Source organism: Pantoea sp. MT58, from assembly GCF_014495885.1.
GTDB classification, from domain to species: Bacteria; Pseudomonadota; Gammaproteobacteria; order Enterobacterales; family Enterobacteriaceae; genus Pantoea; species Pantoea eucalypti.
In genome coordinates this window covers 301,510-323,735 of the sequence record NZ_CP061083.1, presented here as the reverse complement: position 1 = coordinate 323,735, position 22,226 = coordinate 301,510, and the positions used below count along the sequence as shown (strand labels likewise).

Annotated in this window: 17 protein-coding genes; 11 read left to right on the top strand and 6 right to left on the bottom strand. The window is 54.8% G+C overall.

Annotated features, from left to right (window positions below):
• Positions 1-310: 310 nt before the first annotated feature.
• Complete coding sequence (iolC, locus tag IAI47_RS01480) at positions 311-2,224, top strand: 5-dehydro-2-deoxygluconokinase (protein ID WP_008926300.1); 1,914 nt, start codon at positions 311-313, stop codon at positions 2,222-2,224.
• A gap of 491 nt (positions 2,225-2,715) precedes the next feature.
• Complete coding sequence (locus tag IAI47_RS01475) at positions 2,716-3,564, top strand: MurR/RpiR family transcriptional regulator (RefSeq protein WP_003852174.1); 849 nt, start codon at positions 2,716-2,718, stop codon at positions 3,562-3,564.
• A 111-nt stretch (positions 3,565-3,675) separates the two neighbouring features.
• On the opposite strand, the gene iolB is transcribed toward IAI47_RS01475, so the two are convergent.
• Positions 3,676-4,494, bottom strand: a complete 819-nt coding sequence (iolB, locus tag IAI47_RS01470; protein ID WP_008926301.1) for a 5-deoxy-glucuronate isomerase — start codon at positions 4,492-4,494, stop codon at positions 3,676-3,678.
• 126 nt (positions 4,495-4,620) lie between these two features.
• Entirely contained in the window at positions 4,621-6,126 is a 1,506-nt protein-coding gene (locus IAI47_RS01465; protein WP_003852171.1) for a CoA-acylating methylmalonate-semialdehyde dehydrogenase, read from the bottom strand.
• A 421-nt stretch (positions 6,127-6,547) separates the two neighbouring features.
• On the opposite strand from IAI47_RS01465, the gene IAI47_RS01460 reads away from it, so the two are divergent.
• The gene (locus tag IAI47_RS01460) at positions 6,548-7,363 is read left to right on the top strand and encodes a TIM barrel protein (protein ID WP_008926302.1); all 816 of its coding nucleotides are present in this window, start codon (positions 6,548-6,550) and stop codon (positions 7,361-7,363) included.
• A 75-nt stretch (positions 7,364-7,438) separates the two neighbouring features.
• Here the strand turns inward: IAI47_RS01460 and IAI47_RS01455 are convergent, their stop codons facing one another.
• Positions 7,439-8,662, bottom strand: a complete 1,224-nt coding sequence (locus IAI47_RS01455; protein WP_008926303.1) for an MFS transporter — start codon at positions 8,660-8,662, stop codon at positions 7,439-7,441.
• Between the two features lie 300 nt (positions 8,663-8,962).
• Between IAI47_RS01455 and IAI47_RS01450 the strand changes: the two genes are divergently transcribed.
• Positions 8,963-10,018 (top strand): AI-2E family transporter, encoded by a 1,056-nt coding sequence (locus tag IAI47_RS01450; RefSeq protein ID WP_003852166.1) that lies wholly within the window; start codon positions 8,963-8,965, stop codon positions 10,016-10,018.
• Here IAI47_RS01450 and IAI47_RS01445 read toward each other — a convergent pair.
• The gene (locus IAI47_RS01445) at positions 10,007-10,684 is read right to left on the bottom strand and encodes a FadR/GntR family transcriptional regulator (protein ID WP_003852164.1); all 678 of its coding nucleotides are present in this window, start codon (positions 10,682-10,684) and stop codon (positions 10,007-10,009) included. The genes IAI47_RS01450 and IAI47_RS01445 overlap by 12 nt on opposite strands.
• A gap of 148 nt (positions 10,685-10,832) precedes the next feature.
• On the opposite strand from IAI47_RS01445, the gene uxuA reads away from it, so the two are divergent.
• From uxuA to IAI47_RS01420, 5 genes are all read left to right on the top strand, one after another.
• On the top strand, positions 10,833-12,017 hold the full coding sequence (gene uxuA / locus IAI47_RS01440) for a mannonate dehydratase (RefSeq protein WP_008926304.1): 1,185 nt from the start codon (positions 10,833-10,835) through the stop codon (positions 12,015-12,017).
• A gap of 273 nt (positions 12,018-12,290) precedes the next feature.
• A complete protein-coding gene (locus tag IAI47_RS01435) occupies positions 12,291-13,877 on the top strand; it encodes an EAL domain-containing protein (protein ID WP_008926305.1) in 1,587 nt (528 codons plus the stop codon).
• A gap of 461 nt (positions 13,878-14,338) precedes the next feature.
• Complete coding sequence (proP, locus tag IAI47_RS01430; protein ID WP_003852158.1) at positions 14,339-15,844, top strand: glycine betaine/L-proline transporter ProP; 1,506 nt, start codon at positions 14,339-14,341, stop codon at positions 15,842-15,844.
• Between the two features lie 127 nt (positions 15,845-15,971).
• The gene (gene hemB, locus IAI47_RS01425; RefSeq protein WP_033734324.1) at positions 15,972-16,949 is read left to right on the top strand and encodes a porphobilinogen synthase; all 978 of its coding nucleotides are present in this window, start codon (positions 15,972-15,974) and stop codon (positions 16,947-16,949) included.
• Between the two features lie 99 nt (positions 16,950-17,048).
• On the top strand, positions 17,049-18,017 hold the full coding sequence (locus tag IAI47_RS01420; protein ID WP_003852154.1) for a diguanylate cyclase: 969 nt from the start codon (positions 17,049-17,051) through the stop codon (positions 18,015-18,017).
• 26 nt (positions 18,018-18,043) lie between these two features.
• On the opposite strand, the gene IAI47_RS01415 is transcribed toward IAI47_RS01420, so the two are convergent.
• Positions 18,044-19,066, bottom strand: coding sequence for an alpha/beta fold hydrolase (locus tag IAI47_RS01415; RefSeq protein ID WP_008926306.1), 1,023 nt, complete (start codon positions 19,064-19,066; stop codon positions 18,044-18,046).
• A 339-nt stretch (positions 19,067-19,405) separates the two neighbouring features.
• On the opposite strand from IAI47_RS01415, the gene IAI47_RS01410 reads away from it, so the two are divergent.
• Complete coding sequence (locus IAI47_RS01410) at positions 19,406-19,906, top strand: helix-turn-helix domain-containing protein (protein ID WP_008926307.1); 501 nt, start codon at positions 19,406-19,408, stop codon at positions 19,904-19,906.
• On the opposite strand, the gene IAI47_RS01405 is transcribed toward IAI47_RS01410, so the two are convergent.
• Positions 19,907-20,566, bottom strand: a complete 660-nt coding sequence (locus IAI47_RS01405; RefSeq protein WP_003852147.1) for an epoxyqueuosine reductase QueH — start codon at positions 20,564-20,566, stop codon at positions 19,907-19,909.
• Between the two features lie 269 nt (positions 20,567-20,835).
• Here IAI47_RS01405 and IAI47_RS01400 point away from each other — a divergent pair, with 269 nt between their 5' ends.
• The gene (locus IAI47_RS01400) at positions 20,836-22,224 is read left to right on the top strand and encodes a sugar porter family MFS transporter (RefSeq protein ID WP_008926308.1); all 1,389 of its coding nucleotides are present in this window, start codon (positions 20,836-20,838) and stop codon (positions 22,222-22,224) included.
• Positions 22,225-22,226: the final 2 nt, after the last annotated feature.

The window sequence follows — 22,226 nt, the reverse complement described above, 5'->3', positions numbered from 1 at the left end:
GGCACATGATGAAAAAATTTATTTCAATGCAGCAGCATGCCTGACTGGCGTGCGGATTCCTGCGATCCCCTTCACAACCCTGACATACCGGACATCGTGCCGACGAAGACTGCGCAGACGGAAGAGAATCAGGAGTTTTACCTGGTTCACAAAATTGCGATGGATATTTCATTTCGTGTTGAATATGGAATTTTTATTCCTCATAATTCTCCCATTGTCAGTCAGACACCCACAGACCCGGATGCAGAGCGAATATAGCGTCGACCTTTTCGCCCGCCAGCCCTGCTAATCACAAGAGGAAACCACAGGTATGAGTACACAACAGAAGCCGCTTGATGTGATTTGTATCGGGCGAATTGCCGTTGATTTTTATGGCCAGCAAATTGGAGCGCGGCTGGAAGATGTCACCTCCTTTGCGAAATATCTGGGCGGTTCCTCAGGCAACGTCGCCTATGGCACCGCGATACAGGGGCTGAAATCAGCGATGCTGGCGCGGGTGGGAGATGAGCATAATGGTCGCTTTCTGCGTGAAGCGTTGCAGCGCGTCGGCTGTAATACCGATGCGCTGATCACCGATCCGCGGCGTCTGACGGCACTGGTGATCCTGGGCATCAAAGACGAAGAGACTTTTCCGCTGATTTTCTACCGTGATAACTGCGCTGACATGGGGCTGGTACCGGAAGATATTGATGAAACCTTTATTACCTCTTCCCGCGCGGTAGCGGTAACCGGCACTCACTTATCGCATCCACAAACCCGTGAAGCTGTGCTGAAAGCGCTGGATATCGCCCGCCGCAACGGTCTGCGCACGGCGCTGGATATTGATTACCGCCCGGTATTGTGGGGGCTGACCTCGCTGGGTGACGGTGAAACGCGTTTCATTGAGTCTTCCCAGGTTACGCAGCAGTTGCAGGAAGTGGTGCACTATTTCGATTTGATCGTCGGCACCGAAGAGGAGTTTCACATCGCCGGTGGCAGCACCGACACCCTGACTGCTCTGAAGAACGTTCGCAAGGCGAGCCAGGCAACGCTGGTCTGCAAACGCGGTCCGCTGGGTTGCGTGGTGTTTGAAGGGGATATACCGGATAGCTGGGAAGAGACTCAGCTGCACACCGGCGTGCGCGTTGACGTGCTCAACGTGCTGGGCGCGGGTGATGCCTTTATGTCTGGCCTGCTGCGCGGCTGGCTGAATGATGAAGGCTGGGAGCAGGCGTGCCGTTACGCCAACGCCTGTGGGGCGCTGGTGGTTTCACGCCACGGCTGTGCCCCGGCCATGCCAACCAAAGCGGAACTGGATGATTTCCTGAGCCGCGACAAAGAGGTGAAACGTCCCGATCTCGACAGTCGTCTCAACCACCTGCACCGCGTGACCACCCGCAAGCAGGCGTGGCCGGAGCTGAACGTTTTCGCTTTTGATCATCGCAAACAACTGGCGGACATGGCGGAGGAAGCGGGCGTGGATGAAAGCCGTATTCCACAGCTGAAACTGCTGCTGCTGGAAGCCGCTCAGGAGGCCGCCAGAGAGGCGGGATTAGAGAATAGGAGCGGCATTCTGGCGGATACCACCTATGGTCAGAAAGCGCTGAATGCCATCACCGGGAAGAACTGGTGGATTGGCCGTCCGATTGAGCTGCCGAGCTCACGTCCGCTGCGCCTGGAGCATGGCAACATTGGCTCGCAGCTGATCGACTGGCCCGCCGAGCACGTCGTGAAATGTCTGGTGTTTTATCATCCTCACGACAGTGCTGAACTGCGCAAAGAGCAGGATGACGTGGTGCTCGATGTCTGGAATGGCTGTAATAAAAGCGGGCATGAGCTGCTGCTGGAAGTGATTCTCCCGGAGAGCAACCCGGATAAAAATGAAGCCTATTACCTTGATATGCTGACGCATTTCTACAGTCTGGGCATCCAGCCTGACTGGTGGAAACTCCCACCGCTGTCCGCGGAAAGCTGGCAGGCGATCAGCACGCTGATTGAGCAGCAGGATCCCCACTGTCGCGGCATTCTGTTGCTCGGTCTGGATGCGCCTGAAGAGAAGCTTAAAGCGGGCTTTGCCGCGGCGGCCAACGCGCCCTGGGTGAAAGGCTTTGCGGTGGGTCGCACCATCTTTGGTCAGCCTTCGCGCCAGTGGCTGCAGGGTGAACTGGACGATCAGGCGCTGATTGAGACCGTTAAAGGCAATTATCTGCGGCTGATTGAGTACTGGCGTGCTGCCCGCGCCTGATTTCATGCTCTGCTATAGACTGTCTCAACCGCGATGGCCTCAGACGGCTGACTTACTCAAGGCAGGGTGAAGGTTGCAGCAACAAATAAGCTCAACGCGCAGGTAACATGGTCAGAGGAGGAAAGCGTCCCGCGCCAGGGACGGGGCGGGCCGAGCGGCCATGGATGGCTTAAGCGACTTTCCGATCTGACCATGTTACCTGAGCCTGCGCGAACTCATAGCAGGCAGAGACAGACTCTTTCATCACGCTATCCCAACCGGGATGGCGTTTTTTACTGGTTACCCTCCCAGCCTGCTGTCATTTCATCCCGGTTTTCACCCTGACATTGCCCGCGATGAGTCATGCCTCGGGCGCTAAAGCTAATCTGTGAACCATTTCATAAAGCCATGAAATAAACTGCGCCGTTAACGCAAAGAAATGAAATTTTCCATCCATCTGGTAATATAGCGCTCATTATGCAGCCATTATTCTAATTATACGGGCAGAAGTGATGAACAATAATCCCACCCAACTTTCTCTCTTGCAGGACGATATTCGTCGCCGCTACGAAACGCTGAGCAAGCGTCTTAAACAGGTTGCGCGCTACATCCTTGATAACAGTAACAGTATTGCTTTCGATACCGTCGCCTCGATTGCCCAGCAGGCCGATGTGCCGCCGTCGACGCTGATCCGTTTTGCGAATGCGTTTGGCTTCAGCGGTTTCAACGAAATGAAACAGGTTTTTCGTCAGCACCTGATGGAGGAGACGGTCAACTATACCGAGCGCGCTCGCCTGTTTCGTCAGACCTCAACGGACGACAGCGCCAGTGCCCCTGAAAGCCCAGCGGAGATCCTCAACGTCTTTACGATGGTGAACAGCCAGGCGTTGCAGCAACTGGCGATGCAGGTTAATCCTGAGCAGCTGAACAAGGCGGTGAAACTGCTGAATGAGGCTGAGAACATCTATGTCATCGGCCTGCGTCGCTCCTTTAGCGTCGCCTCCTATCTGGTTTACGCGCTGCGTCACCTGGAGCGTCGCGCGTTTCTGATTGATGGCCTGGGCGGGATGTTTACTGAGCAGCTCAGCCTGGTAAACCCGAAAGATGTGGTGATTGCGATCAGCTATTCGCCTTATGCGCGTGAAGCGGTCGAAGTGGTCGAAATGGGTGCTAAACGTGGCGCGCATCAGATTGCTATTACCGACAGTCAGGTTAGCCCGCTGGCCGCCTTTAGTGATGTCTGCTTTGTGGTGCGTGAAGCGCAGGTCGACGGCTTCCGTTCGCAGGTCGCCTCGCTCTGCCTGGCGCAGACGCTGGCGGTGTCACTGGCTTTGAACAACGCCGAGAGTTCCGCTCAGTAACCTGCGTTCCACACAGTAACCTGCGTTCCACACAGTAAAAAGGGCAGCCCAATCGGCTGCCCTTTTTGTGGCTATCCACGCACTATGCACGCCTGATAAAACCGCCGTGATTTACGGGTTGCGCGGATAGCTGTCGCTGTTCACCCAGGCGTGATCTTTCTCCCAGCTGAATTTCCACAACCGCACCGGCCCCGCCATCACGTTAAGATAGTAGTTGTTGTAACCCGCCAGCGTCGCCACCGGATGATAGCCGCGCGGCACCATCACCACGTCGCGATTATAGGGTGCCATGCAGACATCCAGTGAGCGGTCGTCGGTGTAGACGCGTTGCATGGCAAAGCCAGGCTCCGGATCGAAACGGTGATAGTAGGTCTCTTCCAGGTAGGTTTCGTTTTCACTCTCCTCCTGGTCGTGCTTGTGGCTGGGATACGAGCTGGTATCGCCCTCGTTGGTATAAACCTCAACCACCAGCAGGCTGTCAGCCGGTTCAGTGTCAGGCAGGATATTATGCACCAGGCGCTGATTGCGCCCTTTTCCGCGATGCTCAACACCCACATCCGCTGGTGCAATCAGTCGTGCAGGCAGATTTCCCTGACCGGGCGCGTTACAGACCGCCAGTTCAAGATCGCTGTCTGCATACACTTCCACTTCATCATCATGCGGCACATAAACGGAATAAGGCGGCACGCGTTCGAAAGGCGACATGCGCTTACCGATACCGGGAAACTCAGCATGGCGGGTTTTCACCGAGGCCAGCCCGGCCACCAGCACCAGACACAGCTCTTTATCACCACTGTTGAGGCGCAGGGTTTCCCCTTTCTTCAGCAGATAAGCATCAAACCCTACATAACGCCAGCCAGCACGCTCAGGTGTGACATGCTGAATACGGCCCTCTGCGTCAGGGGCCTGTGCTTTCGACAGTAAAGACATCCCGATCCTCCTCTCTGTCACGATTAACACGGCGAGAGTCACGCGGACGCAATGCCAGCGAACAAAGCGACCGGCAAACTATCCTGCCGGTCGCACACCGTGATCCGTGATCGACGTTGAAATAAATTAGCCTAAGGTTGGCATACTGAATTCAGACACGGTCTGCTGACCGGATGGCCAGCGCACGGTGGCGGTTTTCATGCGCGTATAGAAGCGCACGCCGTCCGGCCCGTGGACATTAAGCGCGCCAAACACGGAACGCTTCCAGCCACCGAAGCTGTGAAATGCCATCGGCACCGGAACCGGCACGTTGACACCCACCATGCCCGCTTCAACGTTCTGCACAAACTCACGCGCGGTGTGACCGTTGCTGGTGAAAATCGCACTGCCGTTGCCAAACTCATGGCTGTTAACCAGTTGCAGTGCGCTGTCGTAATCCGGTGCGCGCATGATGCTCAGCACCGGCCCAAAAATCTCTTCACGCCAGATCACCATCTCAGAGGTGACGTTATCAAACAGCGTGCCGCCAACGTAGTAACCTTCTGCGTGACCCGCAACCTGCACGTTACGGCCATCCACCACCAGCTTCGCACCTTCCTGCTCGCCTTTATCGATGTAACCCAGCACCTTCTTCTGGTGCGCAGCGGAGACCACCGGACCCATCTCATTTTCTTCGGCACCCTGACTCATTCCCGGGCCGATACGCAGTGCTTTCACCAGCGGTGTCAGGCGGGCAATCAACTTGTCAGCGGTGTCATCACCCACGGCGACAACAACAGGCAGAGCCATACAGCGTTCACCGGCAGAACCAAACGCACCGCCCATGATGGCGTTGACGGTGGCATCCAGATCGGCATCCGGCATAACGATAGCGTGGTTTTTCGCCGCGCCAAATGCCTGCACTCGCTTGCCGTGGGCGCTGGCGGTCTTATAGATATGCTCAGCTACGCCTGAAGAGCCGACAAAGCTCACCGCGGCAATGCGCGGATCCTTATAGAGCTGCTCAGCATCTTCATTAGAGCTGTGCACCACGTTGAATACGCCATCCGGCAGGCCCGCTTCGGTCAGGAGCTCGGCCATACGCACGGCCGCAGACGGATCCAGCGCCGGTGGCTTCAGGACAAAGGTGTTACCGCAGGCCAGTGCGATCGGGAACATCCACAATGGCACCATGGCCGGGAAGTTGAACGGCGTAATGCCCGCCACGACGCCAACCGGCTGCATCAGCGAGAAGCTGTCAACGCCGCCGCCGACGTTCGGGGAATATTCGCCTTTGAGCAAATGAGGGATCCCGCAGGCAAACTCAATCACTTCAATGCCACGCGTCAGTTCACCCAGTGCATCGGACCAGACTTTGCCATGCTCAGAGACAATCAGCGCCGCCAGCTCATCACGATGCTGCTCCATCAGGGCTTTAAAGTTAAACAGAACGCGGGCGCGACGCAGCGGCGAAGTTTTAGACCAGGCTGAAAATGCGTCATGCGCGACACCAATCGCCTGAGCCACTTCATCAGCGGTACTTTGCGTCAGTTCACGAACCACTTTGCCGGTTGCCGGATCGTAAACAGGAATGGTTTCGTTGCTGGCGCTGAACGTGATTTTACCGCCAATAAAGTTACCTATGGTTGTCATGATGTTGCCTCTTAAGATGGTTAAGTTCCCTGCAGACGGGCCCTGTGGCCTGCCACACTGCCTGACCAGGCAAACCTGAAAGCGTGCTATGAAGCTATTACAGTGGAATAAATTTTTCAAATAGTTATTTTTGGAAAATTTGATTTTAGCGGCACAGATCGCATTTTTATTGTCCACCCCTGTCTGACCGCGTGATGAGAGCAGCAGAGCAATATTACCGGTCAGCCTTAGCGTAACAGGGGAATTGCTGCGGCGTGGATCACGTCTGTTTCTGCGAAGTCGATCCGGCGTTGACGCATCAGCGTGAAACGAAATATGAAATTAATGCGAGGCTGATCTAATAAAATACATTTCATAATTCACTAATTATGAAATAAATGTTTTCTTTAATCGCAACATTCTCCTGTTCCGGAGTTAACGCATGGCCATCGGCCCAACCCGTTTCTGTATCAACCGCAAAATTGCGCCCCGGCTCTCGCTGGAAGCCTTCTTTCAGCTGGTTCAGCGTCTGGGCCTGAGCAAGGTTGAACTGCGTAATGATATGCCCGGCGGCAGCGTCACTGACGATCTCAGCACCGATCAACTGCGCGCCCTGGCCGACAGATACCACATTGATATCATCAGCATTAATGCGCTCTATCCGTTTAACCATATTGATGATGCGCTGCTGAGCCGGGCCGAGGCGCTGTTACAGACAGCACAACAGATTGGTGCAAAAGCGCTGGTGATGTGTCCGCTGAATGAGGGGATTACCGTGTCGCCTCAGCAGACACAGGCGGCGATGCAGGCACTGGCGCCGCGCTTTGCCCACTATGGCATTCTGGGGCTGGTGGAGCCACTGGGTTTCCCGGTCAGCTCACTGCGTTCGATCGTGCAGGCGCAGGCGTTAATTGCTGCGGCAGGCGTGCCTTTTAAACTGTTGCTGGATACTTTTCATCATCATCTCTATGAGAAGGCTGAACAGGAATTCCCGGTGGGTATCGATATTGACCAGATTGGACTGGTGCACCTTTCAGGCGTGGAAGATCAACGTCCGACCGCCGAACTGACTGACGAAGAACGCATCATGCTGAATGACAATGATGTGCTGAAGAGCGTGGTGCAGGTTAAACGGCTGGAGATGCTTGGCTATAAGGGCGTCTACGCCTTTGAGCCGTTCTCCGGTCAGCTCAACAGCTGGACCCCGGCGGAGATTGAACGCCAGATCCGCCACAGTATTGAACTGCTGCAGGCCTGAATCCTGCTGCATCCCGCATTTATCCGTTTATCTGTGTCTGAAAAGACGTTATGGCCCGCTGCTGGGCCATTTTTTTTATTCTGAAGAACCGTCTGCTGCTGACTGCGATGCCTGACGCTTCAGCAGCCGCAGCGTGCAGAAAAACGCGACACAGACCAGCAGCGCCGTAAGCAGATAGACGCGTGAGACATCCGCATAATTCATGATGAATCCGGCCAGTGGCCCGGTTATCCCCAGCGACAGATCCATAAAGGCGGTATAGGTTGCCAGGGCGCTGCCCTGATTCTGCTGCGGCACCACTTTTACCGCCACCACGCCCAGCGCCGGGAACACCAGAGAAAAACCTGCCCCGGTCAGAAAGGCACCCGCGTTTGCCATCCAGGGATTACCCGCAGCGGCGACCAGAAACAGTCCGGCCGCTTCAACCGCCAGACAAACGCTGGCGACCCGCAGACCGCCGTGGCGGTTAATCGCATTGGGAAACAGCAGGCGTGCGCCAACAAAAGCCATGCTGAACAGGGAAAGCGCAAAAGCGGCTCCCTGCCAGCCTTTATCCTGATAGAACAGCGTGATAAAGGTGGCGATAACGCCAAAACCCGCCGATCCCATCGCCAGAATCGCACCAAAACCGGCGATTTTTCCCAGCACAGCCCGAAACGGCAGCGGTCTGGCGCGGCTGGCTTTTACAGCCGGACGCGGCACGGCGCAGACGATGCCCACGACACAGATGGCAACAATGACCAGTGACAGCCACAGCAAACCGCCTGCCTGGAAGATCACTACGCCGAGCGGTGCGCCAATGGCCATCGCGCCATAGGTGACGATCCCGTTCCAGGATATTACCCGACCAATGTGCAGTGAACCCACCCTTGCCACTCCCCACAACGAGGTGCCGGTGCCGGTAAAACTCTGGCCCACGCCCAGAATCAAACGGCCCACGCAGAGCAGGATCAGGCTCCACATCGGTGATGCGATCAGGGCCGCCAGCAGAATACACAATCCGCTGATCAGACAGCCTACCAGGCCCGTCACCACCACTTTTTTGGGTCCCCAGATATCGGCATAGCGACCAGCATGTGGCCGGCTCAGCAGCGTCGCGACATATTGCAGGCTGATCACCAGGCCGGCCCAGAACGCGCTGAAGCCCAGCTGGTCATGCACCCAGCCTGGCAATACCGCCAGCGGCAGACCAATGGTGAGATAGCTGGCAAAGTTGTAGGCCACAATAGAGAGGATCAGCAGAGAGATATTCAGGTTGCCATGTGGGGTAGTCGGTTCCGCTGCAGGCTGTTCAGGCATGCGTCCTCACGATCGTATTTGGCTGAATGATAAGGTTTATCCCTTAACTATACCCGCTTTCGCCTCCTGCGCATCACAATGGCACGGTTATCTGGCGAACACGACAGCGCGGACATGCTGCAGATAACCGGATGAAAACAGCCACAAGGGAGAGTGGCTGTTCTGTTGCTATAGCTGAGTGCTGTGGCGCTAATACTCTCGCCACTTTGCCGCCGCGCTTTACCGTTTCTCTGATAAATCAGATTGTTAATTTTCTTTCAGCTACACTTTCAACAGCCAATTTACGTTATGAGAGAGAGAATGAGCGAGCTGCAACGGGAAAAGATCGGACAAAATATTCTGATAAAACTGGCGATGCTGGTCATCATCCTCGCCGGGGTTCGGGCAGCGTCCGATATTCTGGTTCCGCTTTTGCTGGCGGCGTTCTTTGCAATTGTACTCAACCCACTGGTGACGATGCTGATGCGCCGGGGCTTTCGCCGTGGACTGGCCATTGGCCTGGTTATCACGGTGATCTTCTGCGCACTTGTGCTGCTGGGCGCCATCATCGCCAGCTCAATGAGCGAGTTTTCCGACCTCTACCCGCAACTGCGCGCCACGATGGAGCAGAAGATGACGGTGCTGCAACATCTGGCGGCAGGCTTTCATATCAATATCTCAACAGATGCGCTGGTACAGCGTTTCGATCCTAACACTATGATGAACCTGGCAAGCGTGGCGCTGAGCGGCTTTTCCGGTGCGATGACCAATACTGTGCTGCTGGTGCTGACCGTGGTCTTTATGCTGTTTGAGGTTCATCACCTGCCCTATAAAATGCGTAACGCGCTGGTGAATCCTAAAATCCGCATCGCCGGGCTGCATAAAGCGTTGAAAGGGGTCACGCACTATCTGGCGCTGAAAACCCTGGTGAGCCTGATTACCGGCATCGCGGTCTGGCTGAGCCTCTATCTGCTGGATGTGAAGTTCGCGCTGCTCTGGGGTGTCGTGGCATTTATCCTCAATTTCATTCCCAATATTGGTCCGATTATCGCCGGTATCCCGCCCTTACTTCAGGCGCTGTTACTGAACAGTCTGTTTGATGCCGCGATGGTGGCGGCGCTGTTTACCGCGATTCACATGGTGTTCGGCAATATGCTGGAACCGCGACTGATGGGTCGCGGTCTGGGCTTATCAACGCTGGTGGTGTTCCTGTCGCTGGTGTTCTGGGGCTGGCTGCTCGGGCCGGTCGGCATGCTGCTCTCGGTGCCGCTGACCAGCATTACCAAAATCCTGATGGAAACTACGCCAGGCGGCAGTCGTCTGGCGATTATGCTGGGCACCGGACGACCTAAGCGGGCGCGGGGATTAACCAAGTAGCTGCTGCTGCACGTGCTGCAGATGGTTCTCCATCGCCTGACGGGCAGCCGCTTCATCGCCCGCCACGATGGCCTCGGCGATCTGCTGATGGTCAGCATTCATCTCGCGAGCGAAGCTATTATCAGCATAATGGCGCTCCAGTCGCTGCACATGCGGACTGTGCCGCCGGTTCCATAACTGCTCCAGCAGGTCGCGTAACACATCATTGCCGCTCATCTCGCTGATGAGCAGGTGAAAGCGTTTGTCCTGCTCCAGGAAAGCCGCATCGTTTGCATTGTACTGCTGCAGTTCAGCGGTCAGCGCCAGCAGTGCCGCGCGCTGAACGGCGGTGCCGTTACGTGCGGCAAATCCCGCCAGCATCCCTTCAAAGGCTTCCCGCGCCTGCAGCAGGTCCTGCAGACTGCAACTCTCCTGCGGAACGGCGGCCTGCGGCAGTGGCTGCGCGACGTAGACGCCGTTGCCCGTGCGGATATCGACCCAGCCGGTCATTTCCAGCGCAATCAATGCTTCACGCACTGACGAGCGGCTGACACCCAGCTGTTTTGCCAGCTCGCGCTCTGGCGGCAGTAAGCCTCCTGCCGCAAAGTCACCGCGCGTAATGCCGGCCATAATGACGTTGGCGATCTGACGATACAGGCGCTCAGTTTTAATAACGGGTAGCGTCATCACCCTCTCCTCTTCGTCCGCTTAAAACCGATCACATCGCTGATGCAGTTTGTGATGCTGCGATCCGGATCACGGCCCTGTTTTGTCCACTATCATACTCTTGGCCCAGCGGCCTGACCACTGGGCCACATCACACTAAGGAGTAATAATGGAACATACATGGCGATGGTACGGCCCAAACGACCCGGTATCCCTGGATGATGCGCGTCAGGCGGGTGCGACCGGCATTGTAACGGCGCTGCACCATATCCCTAACGGCGAGGTGTGGCCGGTTGAAGAGATTAAAGCACGCCAGGCCCTGCTGGCTGAAAAAGGTCTGGTCTGGTCGGTGGTCGAAAGTATCCCGGTCCATGAGGCGATCAAAACTCAGCGGGGTGACTACCTTCGCTACATTGCCAATTACCAGCAGTCGATACGCAATCTGGCTGCCTGCGGCATTGATACCGTCTGCTACAACTTCATGCCGGTGCTGGACTGGACGCGCACCGACCTCGCCTGGACGCTGCCAGATGGCGCAAAAGCGCTGCGCTTTGACGCTGATGCGTTTGCCGCCTTTGAGCTTTATCTGCTACAGCGCCCGGGCGCGGAGAAGGATTACAGCGCTGCCGAGCAGCAGGCCGCAGCGCAGCGCTTTTCCGCCATGAGCGCAGAAGAGAAAAACACCCTGGTGCGCAATATTATCGCCGGTCTGCCAGGTGCTGAAGAGGGTTACACCCTGGCGCAGTTTCAGGCGCAACTGGCACAGTATGACGGTATTGATAAAGCGAAACTGCGCGAGCATATGGCAACGTTTCTGCGCGCCATCGTGCCGGTTGCGGAAGAGACGGGCGTTAAACTGGCGGTGCATCCGGACGATCCACCGCGTCCTATTCTGGGTCTGCCACGCATTATCTCCACGCAGGAAGATATGCAGTGGCTGAAAGAAACCGTGGACAGTCTGCACAACGGATTCTGCTTCTGTACCGGCTCTTATGGTGTGCGTGCCGATAATGCGCTGGTTGAGATGGCGGAAACCTATGCCGACCGCATCAACTTTGTCCATCTGCGCGCCACGAAGCGCGAAGCTAATCCCGCCAGCTTCCATGAAGCGGCGCATCTGGCGGGCGATGTCGATATGGTCGGCGTGATCAAAGTCATTCTGGCGGAAGAGCAGCGCCGTCGCCGTGCAGGCAACCTGCGGGCAATACCTATGCGTCCCGATCACGGTCATCAGATGCTGGACGACCTGCATAAACGCACGAATCCGGGTTACTCAGCCATTGGACGTCTTAAAGGTCTTGCTGAACTGCGCGGCGTTGAAGTCGCCTTGAAACAGATCTATTTTGCTCATTAAGTCAACGGCTACCCTGTGCCCGATTCTGACGGGCCAGGGTCTCTGCCGGCCGCAATGAGATGTTTTCCTCCGCGTTACTTATCCCTGCCTGATTTCTGCCGAATTCAAATGAAAGCAAAACAACCCCCTCAATTAAGGCTGTGTCGGGTCGATAATTGACCTGAGTCAGTTCTGTTGCTCGCAAAAACGCTAATCTGCCCGGCCCGGAGAAATGCTATGCTGCGCAACTGTTCAGCCCCTGCATAAAACGAATAATACTCAGAGGATTCAGCGGTGCCGCTACTGAAACGAAAACGCGACTATGCCAGGCTGGTGATTATTTTCTCCGGTGTGCTGCCTCTGCTTATTGGCCTTTTTTTTACTGCTCTGGATGCGCGCCACACCGTCCAGCAGCATCAGGTGAATGCAGCCAATACCCTGCTCTCTCAGGCTGAAAGAATGAGTGACAGCGCCTGGGATATGATTAATACGCTGCGCCAGTTTCAGTATCAGCCCTGCAGTCAGATTCAGAATCAGTTACAGCGCATCGGCTCACTGAATCCCTATTTCCGCGCAATCGGTAAAATTGAAGAAAACAGAATTGGCTGTTCGTCAGCATATGGAACCATGCCGGGTTTACTGAAAGATATGATCATGCGCGATGCGCCGGTCACCGGAAAAGCCTGGTGGAGCCTGTCAATTGCCGGCACCTCCGGTGTGCCGGATCGCCCGGCCGTGATTTTTATGCGTGACCTGCCTGATGGCGTGGGATTCTGGGCAGTGGTTGATGGCCAGTATCTGCTTGATCTGATGCGCGCTATCAGCAGCACTCACCGCTATCATTTCAGCATGGCATTCAGCGACGGCGCCCCCATCTCGTTTGGTGACCCACAAATTGCTGCATCCGGCTGGTTTGAGCCTCTGATTTATGAGGCCCGTTCAAACCGCTACCCGCTCTCTGTCACTCTGATTGCCTCGCCCACTGAGCTGATCTCTGCCTGGCGCCAGGTGATTTTTATTATCATGCCGATGGCGGCGATCTTTTCTGTTCTGCTGATGATGCTGACGGCGAACTGGCTGCGACGGCGTATTTCATGGCGCGATGAGATTCGCCGGGCCATCATCTGCGGCCAGTTCAGGGCGCACTATCAGCCAGTCTATGATAACCGGCTGCAACGCTGTAGCGGTGCAGAGGTGCTGCTGCGCTGGACAACGTCCGACGGTAACGGCGTTCGGCCTGATATTTTTATTGGTGCAGCAGAAGCGGAAGGGATGATTGTGCCGCTGACCCGCCACCTGCTCGATTTGATTGCAGAGGATGTGCAGAGCTGGCAGGTGGATCCCCATTTTCACCTTGCGATTAACGTGGCGGCGGAGCATCTGCAGCATCCTGATTTTGTTCGCGATATGCTGCAATTCGCCGACAAAATAAAAGATAAGCAGTTTGTCATTACGCTTGAGCTGACTGAGCGCAGTCTGATTAAAGAGGGTGAAGCGGTGGCGCGTAAGCTGGAGCAGTTACGCCATGCGGGTATGAAGGTTGCGATTGATGATTTTGGTACCGGTCACTGCTCACTGAGTTACTTACAGACCTTCACGCTGGATTATCTGAAAATCGATCGTGGATTCATTAACGCTATCGAATCGCTGGAAGGCGAAACGCCAGTGCTGGATGCGATCATCAATCTCAGTCACAGTCTGGCGCTGGAGGTGCTGGGTGAAGGTGTGGAAACGGAGCTGCAATTTTGCTATCTCCAACAGCGCGGCGTCGTGTTTATTCAGGGTTTTTATTACGCCCGCCCGATGGATAATACATCGCTGGCAGAGTGGCTGGCGCGTCAGGGGGATCAGCGTGTGCTGGCTGACCCGTGTCACGTTTGAACCTCCGCAGCACATCGAAAACCGGACGACACCGAAACCGGGATTGCCACCCGCGGCTCTTGCGCCAGCCCGTTCACCGACGAATAATGTCCAGCCCCCGACCCTTCGCACTGAACCGTCGGACAGGGATCCCTCCCGTTAAGCGCAAATAAACATCACTTGCGCAGACAATCTGCTGAAAAAAACGGCTGTCGTCACGCAGCGTGATAATTTTTTTGCGGTGCTAAACAGTCATAAAGATTGCCGGAACAGGTCAGCATTAGCTCAAACATGACAGATATCACACAAAAACGGTATACTCTGTCGCTGTTTGCAATAATCACAACAGTAATTATTGTGTTCGCTGGCGCGTAATGAGCGCTTAATTACGGCTATGCTTAAATTTCTCAACGCAGCGGTCTGAACGATTTACCACGGCTCGCGCCGTTGAGGACTTTCGTGTTCCATTACAGGGTAATTCTATGAAATTGCGTAGGAAGCGTGTAAAACCAATTGGGATCAATGATGTCACCATCATTGATGATGCTCGTTTACGTAAAGCCATCACTGCGGCCTCTCTGGGTAACGCGATGGAATGGTTTGACTTCGGTGTGTATGGCTTCGTGGCCTATGCGCTGGGTAAAGTCTTCTTCCCGGACGTGTCACCCGGCATTCAGATGATTGCTGCACTGGCAACCTTCTCTGTGCCCTTCCTGATCCGTCCGCTGGGTGGCCTCTTCTTCGGTATGCTGGGCGACAAATATGGTCGTCAGAAAATCCTCTCCATTACCATTATCATCATGTCGGTCAGTACCTTCTGTATCGGCCTGATACCGTCCTATGCGTCTATCGGCATCTGGGCGCCGATTCTGCTGCTGTTAGCGAAGATGGCGCAGGGCTTCTCCGTGGGCGGTGAATATACCGGCGCCTCAATCTTCGTGGCGGAATATTCGCCTGACCGCAAACGCGGCTTTATGGGAAGCTGGCTCGACTTTGGCTCAATTGCGGGCTTTGTACTGGGTGCGGGCCTGGTCGTGCTGATCTCTTCTGTTATCGGAGAAGCACGTTTCCTTGAGTGGGGCTGGCGTCTGCCGTTCTTCGTGGCGCTGCCGCTGGGCATTATCGGCCTTTATCTGCGTCATGCGCTGGAGGAGACCCCGGCATTCCAGCAGCATGTGGACAAACTGGAACAGGGTGACCGCGAAGGCCTGCAGGATGGTCCGAAAGTCTCGTTTAAGGAAATTGCAACCAAACACTGGCGCAGCCTGCTCTCCTGTATCGGTCTGGTTATCGCCACCAACGTCACCTACTACATGTTACTGACGTATATGCCGAGTTACCTGTCGCATAACCTGCACTACAGCGAAGACCATGGTGTGATGATTATCATCGCTATCATGATCGGTATGCTGTTTGTTCAGCCTGTGATCGGCATGATGAGTGACCGCTTTGGCCGTCGTCCCTTTGTTATCATCGGCAGTATTGCTCTGCTGGTCTTCGCCATTCCCGCCTTTATGATGATTAACAGTGGCGTGCTGGGACTGATTTTTGGTGGCCTGCTGCTGATGGCCGTTATTCTTAACTCGTTTACCGGTGTCATGGCCTCGTCGCTGCCTGCGATGTTCCCGACCCATATCCGTTACAGTGCGCTGGCCAGTGCGTTTAACATCTCTGTACTGGTTGCGGGTCTGACGCCAACGCTGGCCGCCTGGCTGGTTGAAACCACCAACAATCTTTACATGCCAGCCTACTACCTGATGGTGGTGGCGATCATTGGTCTGATTACCGGTCTTTCCATGAAAGAGACGGCAAACAAGCCACTGAAAGGTGCAACGCCAGCCGCGTCCGATATGGAAGAAGCGCGCGAAATCCTGCAGGAACATCACGATAACATCGAGAACAAAATCGAAGATATCGATGCAGAGATCGCCCGCCTGGAAGCGAAACGCAAAAACCTGGTGCAGCAGCATCCGGATATCAACGAGTAATCGTTCTGCTCTCCCGCCGCCCGGCGGGAGAGCGCTTTTCCCTCTCTGTTACCGCACACAAACCTTCATCCCTCGCGGTCAAAGGGAGTAAACTGTTGTTACTTTTTTCACCTGCGTAAGAATGAAAATGTCTGATTATTCCCTTATCCAGCGCCCAAGAAGATTGCGCGCCAGCGCCTCAATGCGTGAAATGTTCCAGGAGTCATCCCTGAGCCTGAACGATCTGGCTCTGCCTATCTTTGTTGAAGAAGAAGTCGACGATTACAAAGCGATTCAGGCGATGCCTGGCGTGATGCGTATTCCGGAAAAGCGTCTCGCCTATGAGATTGAGCGCATCGCCAAAGCGGGCATCCGCTCGGTGATGACCTTCGGTATTTCTCACCACACCGACGCCACCGGCAGCGATGCCTGGAACGAAAACGGTCTGGTGGCGCGCATGTCGCGCATCTGCAAAGATACCGTACCGGAAATGATTGTGATGTCTGACACCTGCTTCTGTGAATATACCAGCCACGGCCACTGTGGCGTGCTATGTGATCACGGCGTCGATAACGATGCAACCCTGGCAAACCTGGGCAAGCAGGCCGTTGTTGCCGCCGCAGCCGGTGCAGACTTTATCGCCCCGTCAGCGGCGATGGATGGTCAGGTTGAGGCGATTCGCCGCGCACTTGATGCGGCAGGCTTCACCCAGACCGCCATCATGTCTTATTCCACCAAATTCGCTTCATCGTTTTACGGCCCGTTCCGTGAAGCGGCCGGAACGGCGCTGAAAGGCGACCGTAAAACCTACCAGATGAACCCGATGAACCGTCGGGAAGCGATCCGTGAATCGTTGCTTGATGCGGCGCAGGGCGCGGATTCATTGATGGTGAAACCGGCAGGCGCTTATCTGGATATTCTGCGCGATATCCGCGAACGCACCGAACTGCCGCTGGCGGCTTATCAGGTGAGTGGCGAATACGCGATGATTAAATTTGCCGCACAGGCCGGTGCCATTGATGAGCGCAATGTGGTGCTGGAAAGCCTCGGTGCGATTAAACGCGCCGGAGCCGACCTCATTTTCAGCTATTTCGCCCTTGATCTCGCCGAACAAAAAGTGCTCTGATCCCCTCCTCATAAAGAGCGTGGTCGCTGTATCACGCTCTTCTTCGCTGTTAGGCACACACCAGAACCTGGCTTCAGCTAAAAACCAAAGGGCTCTGTGATGAAAGCACCTGAAATCGCCGCCGACGAGGCACAACGTTTATCGCAGTTGCGTGCGCTGAACATAATGAATACGCCAGCGGAAGAACGATTTGATCGTTTAACTCGCCTGGCGCGCCGCCTGTATGACGTGCCTATCGCGTTAGTCAGCCTGCTGGAAGAAGATCACCAGTGGTTTAAATCTGCACAGGGTTATGCGCCTACCGGATCGCCACGGAATATCTCGTTTTGCGGCCACGCTATCCTGCAGGATGAAATCATGATCGTTGAAGATGCGTTACAGGATGAACGTTTTCACGATAATCCGCTGGTGACTGGCGAACCACACATTCGCTTTTATGCGGGCTGTCCGCTGCGTGCGCCGGGCGGTGCCAAAATGGGTACGTTCTGTATTATTGGTCGTGAGCCGCGTCAGTTTAATGAAGAGGATCAGGCCACCATGCGCGATCTCGCCGCCATGGCTGAAGCGGAATTGATCGCCTTTCAGACGGCTACCTGTGATGAACTGACGCAGATTACCAATCGCCGCGGTTTTATGACGCTGGGACAGATGGTGCTTAATGAGTGCCAGAGGAAAAACCGTCCCGCCTGTCTGACTTTTCTCGATCTCGATAAGTTTAAGCAGATTAATGACACACTGGGCCATCGCGAAGGCGATCGCGCGCTGATGGACTTTGCCAATGCGATGAAAGTGGCGTTCAAACATTCCGACCTGTTTGCCCGCCTGGGCGGCGATGAGTTTGTGGTGCTGTTTGATGGCCTGCAGCAGCAGCAGAGTGAAGCGCTGCTCATGCAGTTCGACCGTTATCTGCACCAGCAGTCAGTCAGCCTGAACCGACGTTACCGCCTGCAGTTCTCTTCCGGCGTGGTAGAGTTTGACCCGGCCAATCCGCAATCGCTGGAACAGTTACTGCACGACAGCGATAAACAGATGTATCTGACTAAAAATCAGAAACGCATTGCCGTGTAAGGTCAGGCGCCGCAGCGCCTGAGGGGTCAGGGACGGGCCAGATCGTCGAGCAGCGTCTGATTAAACTTAGCCGGATCTTCCATTTGTGGTGCGTGCCCCATGCCAGGAAATTCAATTAAGCGCGCGCCCGGGATACGTTTAGCCGCCTCTTTTCCCAGCACCGCATAATCACCCAACCGGGCTTTCACCTCCGCCGGTGCGATATCACTGCCAATGGCCGTGGTATCTGACGTACCGATTATCAGAGTGGTCGGCACCCTGAGATCGCCGAACTCATAAAACACCGGTTGAGTGAAGATCATGTCGTAGATTAAGGCGGAGTTCCACGCCACCTTCTGATGGCCCGGCCCACTGTTTAGTCCGGCCAGCATATCGACCCACTTATCATATTCGGGTTTCCAGCGCCCGACATAGTAAGTCTGCTGTTCATACTTCTTAATACCCGCCGCGCTGAGTTTGAGTTCGCGCTGATACCACTGATCCACCGAACGCCACGGTGCACCTTTGGCTTTCCAGTCCTCCAGCCCTATCGGGTTAACCAGTACCAGCTTCTGCGTCTGCGCCGGGTACATCAACGCATAACGCGTTGCCAGCATCCCGCCGGTTGAATGACCGACAATGACCGCCTTCTCCACTCCCAGCCGTGCAAGCAGCTGATGGGTGTTCTCTGCAAGTTGCTGAAAACTGTATTGATAGCTGGCGGGCTTGGTCGAGCTGCAGAAGCCAATCTGGTCGGGCGCGATAACGCGATATCCCTGCTGACTCAGTGAGCGAATCGTCTCTTCCCAGGTCGCGCCACAGAAGTTTTTACCGTGCATCAGCACCACGGTTTTGCCGTTGGCACGTTGCACCGGTTTGACATCCATAAAGCCCATGCTCAGCGGTTGCTGCTGAGACTGAAAGTCAAAATGCTGCAGAGGATAGGGATATTGAAACCCCTCCAGCTGTTCGCCATACACAGACGCAGCATGGGCAGGTGCATGAGCCAATAAGGCCAGCGAGGTGAGCAAGGCGGCAAGCGGTTTTTTCAGCGCGTATGTCGGGCTCATCCGGGGGTACTCCATGTTAAAGGTGAGTCGTAAGCCTGGCATGTCATTGTGAAAAATCTATTGCCAGGCGGTGCTATCACGTTAATAACACGGCGGCTGCCAGGATTCATCAGGAGGTGGTCAGCGGCATAGCGCCTGATTTAATTTTTATCTGCCAGATATCAATCATCTATATTTCCCAACAGATTTATCACAATTCATCTAATTTAATAAAAAACGGCTGTTCGGATGAATAATATCATGAGATAAAAACTCAAAACCTGAAAAATGTTTACGCAAAGAATAAGAACATTAAGGTGGATTTTTCACATTCGTGATGAATTTAACCGTGGAGTCGCTATGAGCGAAAATAAATATAATGAAAGCGTAATCATCTCTGTCACTGAATGGATTAATAATAATCCTGGCCAGCGCCTGAGTGTTGATGATATTGCCATAAAGGCAGGTTATTCCAGATGGTATTTACAGAAACTCTTTGCCCGTTACCATAATGAAACACTGGCGCGTTATATTCGTAAGAGAAAACTTAACGCCAGCATTCATGATTTAAAAAACAGCCAGACACCTATTATCACTCTGGCACTGAAATACCATTTTGAAAGCCAGCAATCTTTTACCCGCTCTTTTAAACAGATTATGGGTTGCACGCCGAGCACCTGTCGCAAACGTCAGATGAACCACAAGGCGAAACAGCAGCTGGCTGAGGTAGCGCATCCCTGTACCTTATGCAGCTTTGTGCGTGAGGAAAGTATAAAGCCGGATGCTGGCGTAACAGTCCGGCCTGTTACGCACTTCACGCACGAATATACGCAGGCAGAGCCATTCCGCGACAGGGGTTAATCAGGCTTCATCCGGCTGATAATATTGCACGCCAATCTGAATGCGCTCACGCCCCTGGGCGACGCGATGACGATTGGTGTCGCGCAGTGAATAGACGCAGCCACAATATTCCTGCTGATAAAAACTCTCGCGCTTACTGATTTCAATCATGCGCGAAGACCCACCGCCTTTACGCCAGTTAAAATCCCAGTACATCAGATCCGGATATGCTGACGCGGCGCGGACACCACAGCTGTTAATCTGCTTCATATCTTTCCAGCGTGAGATCCCCAGGCAACTGGTCATCACCGGGAAGCCGTTCTCATGGGCATAGAGTGCCGTACGCTCAAAACGCATATCAAAGCACATGGTGCAGCGCTCACCCCGTTCCGGTGACCACTCCAGCCCGCGCGCGCGCTCAAACCAGTTATCCCGGTCATAGTCCGCATCCACAAACGGCACACCAAATTTTTCGGCAAAGCGAATATTCTCCTCTTTTCGCAGCTCATACTCTTTGAGCGGGTGAATATTCGGGTTGTAAAAATAGATGGTGTATTCAATACCGGATGCCAGCATCGCTTCCATCACTTCACCCGAACAGGGCGCGCAACAGGAGTGCAGCAGGACTTTTTTATGACCGCCCGGCAGCGGCAGCGGCTGGCGCTGGAAAGGTTCAGACATAAGCACCTTCAATCAATGGCTAAAAGCAGCAGTTTAATGCTGCAAGCAGTCAGTTGCAAAACGGGTCTGATATGCCTCGTTTGGTGTAATCGTGCTTCATCCGCCCTTATTCCCTGTAGTGCCAACCCGCTGATCTTCGATGTTTTCTTTTTAGCGTAATGCTGTGCAGCACGGGTTATGGCCAGAAGTGTGATCGTCACCACACTGGCATCAACTATGTTTACATAACATTAACAATATTGACATTGAATCGCCTCAAGGAGACTCGCATGGTCGCGACAAAAAAATCGGGAAGTCAGCAGAACCGTTTTACGTGGTTCGTCTGTTTTATGGCTGCGCTGTCAGGCCTGCTGTTTGGTCTGGATATCGGTGTCATTGCCGGTGCCTTACCGTTTCTGGCAAAGGATTTGCAGATAACTAACCATCAGCAGGAGTGGGTGGTGAGTTCAATGATGTTCGGCGCGGCGCTGGGTGCGCTGGCGGCGGGCTGGATGTCATCAAAGCTGGGACGTAAGAAAAGCATGCTGGCAGGCGCGACGCTGTTTGTGATTGGTTCACTGTGGTCAGCCTTTTCACCCGATGTTGAGTCGCTGGTCTGCGCCCGCGTGATGCTGGGTCTGGCGGTGGGCATCGCCTCTTACACCGCGCCTCTCTATCTGGCAGAGATTGCGCCGGAACGTATTCGTGGCTCAATGATTTCGATGTATCAGCTGATGCTGACCACCGGCATCGTGGTGGCTTATCTCTCCGACACCGCGTTCAGCTACAGCGGCAACTGGCGCGGGATGCTGGGCGTTATCGCCATTCCGGCGGTGATCCTGTTTATCGGCGTGCTGTTTCTGCCCAATAGTCCGCGCTGGCTGGCCGCGCACGGACGCTTTAACGAGGCGCAGCGCGTGCTGGACCGGCTGCGGAACAGCAGCGAGCAGGCCCGGGAGGAGCTGGAAGAGATCCGCGAAAGCCTGCAGGTGAAGCAGCGCGGCTGGTCGCTTTTCCGCTCTAATGGCAATTTCCGCCGCGCGGTATGGCTCGGCATGTTGCTACAGGTGATGCAGCAGTTTACCGGCATGAATGTGGTGATGTATTACGCCCCGAAAATCTTCAATATTGCCGGCTTCTCCAGCACCAGTGAGCAGATGTGGGGCACGGTGATTGTCGGACTGGTCAATATGCTGGCCACGCTGATTGCGATTTTCTTTGTCGATCGCTGGGGTCGTAAGCCGATGCTCACCACCAGTTTTCTGGTGATGGCGGTGGGAATGGGCGTTCTGGGAACGCTGCTGCACATGGGCGTTGAAACCGATTTCCGCAAATACTTTGCTGTTGCGATGCTGCTGATGTTTATCGTCGGCTTTGCGATGGCGGCCGGACCGGTGATCTGGCTGCTCTGTTCAGAGATTCAGCCGCTGAAAGGGCGTGACTTCGGCATTACCGCCTCCACCACCACTAACTGGGTTGGCAATATGATTGTGGGTGCGACCTTCCTGACGATGCTGGATCAATTGGGGAATGCCAACACCTTCTGGTTCTACGGCGCGCTCAATCTCGTGTTTATCGTGCTGACGATGATGCTGGTGCCTGAGACCAAACATGTGACGCTGGAGCACATTGAACGCAACCTGATGAAGGGTAAGGCACTGCGTGACATCGGGGCGTAACC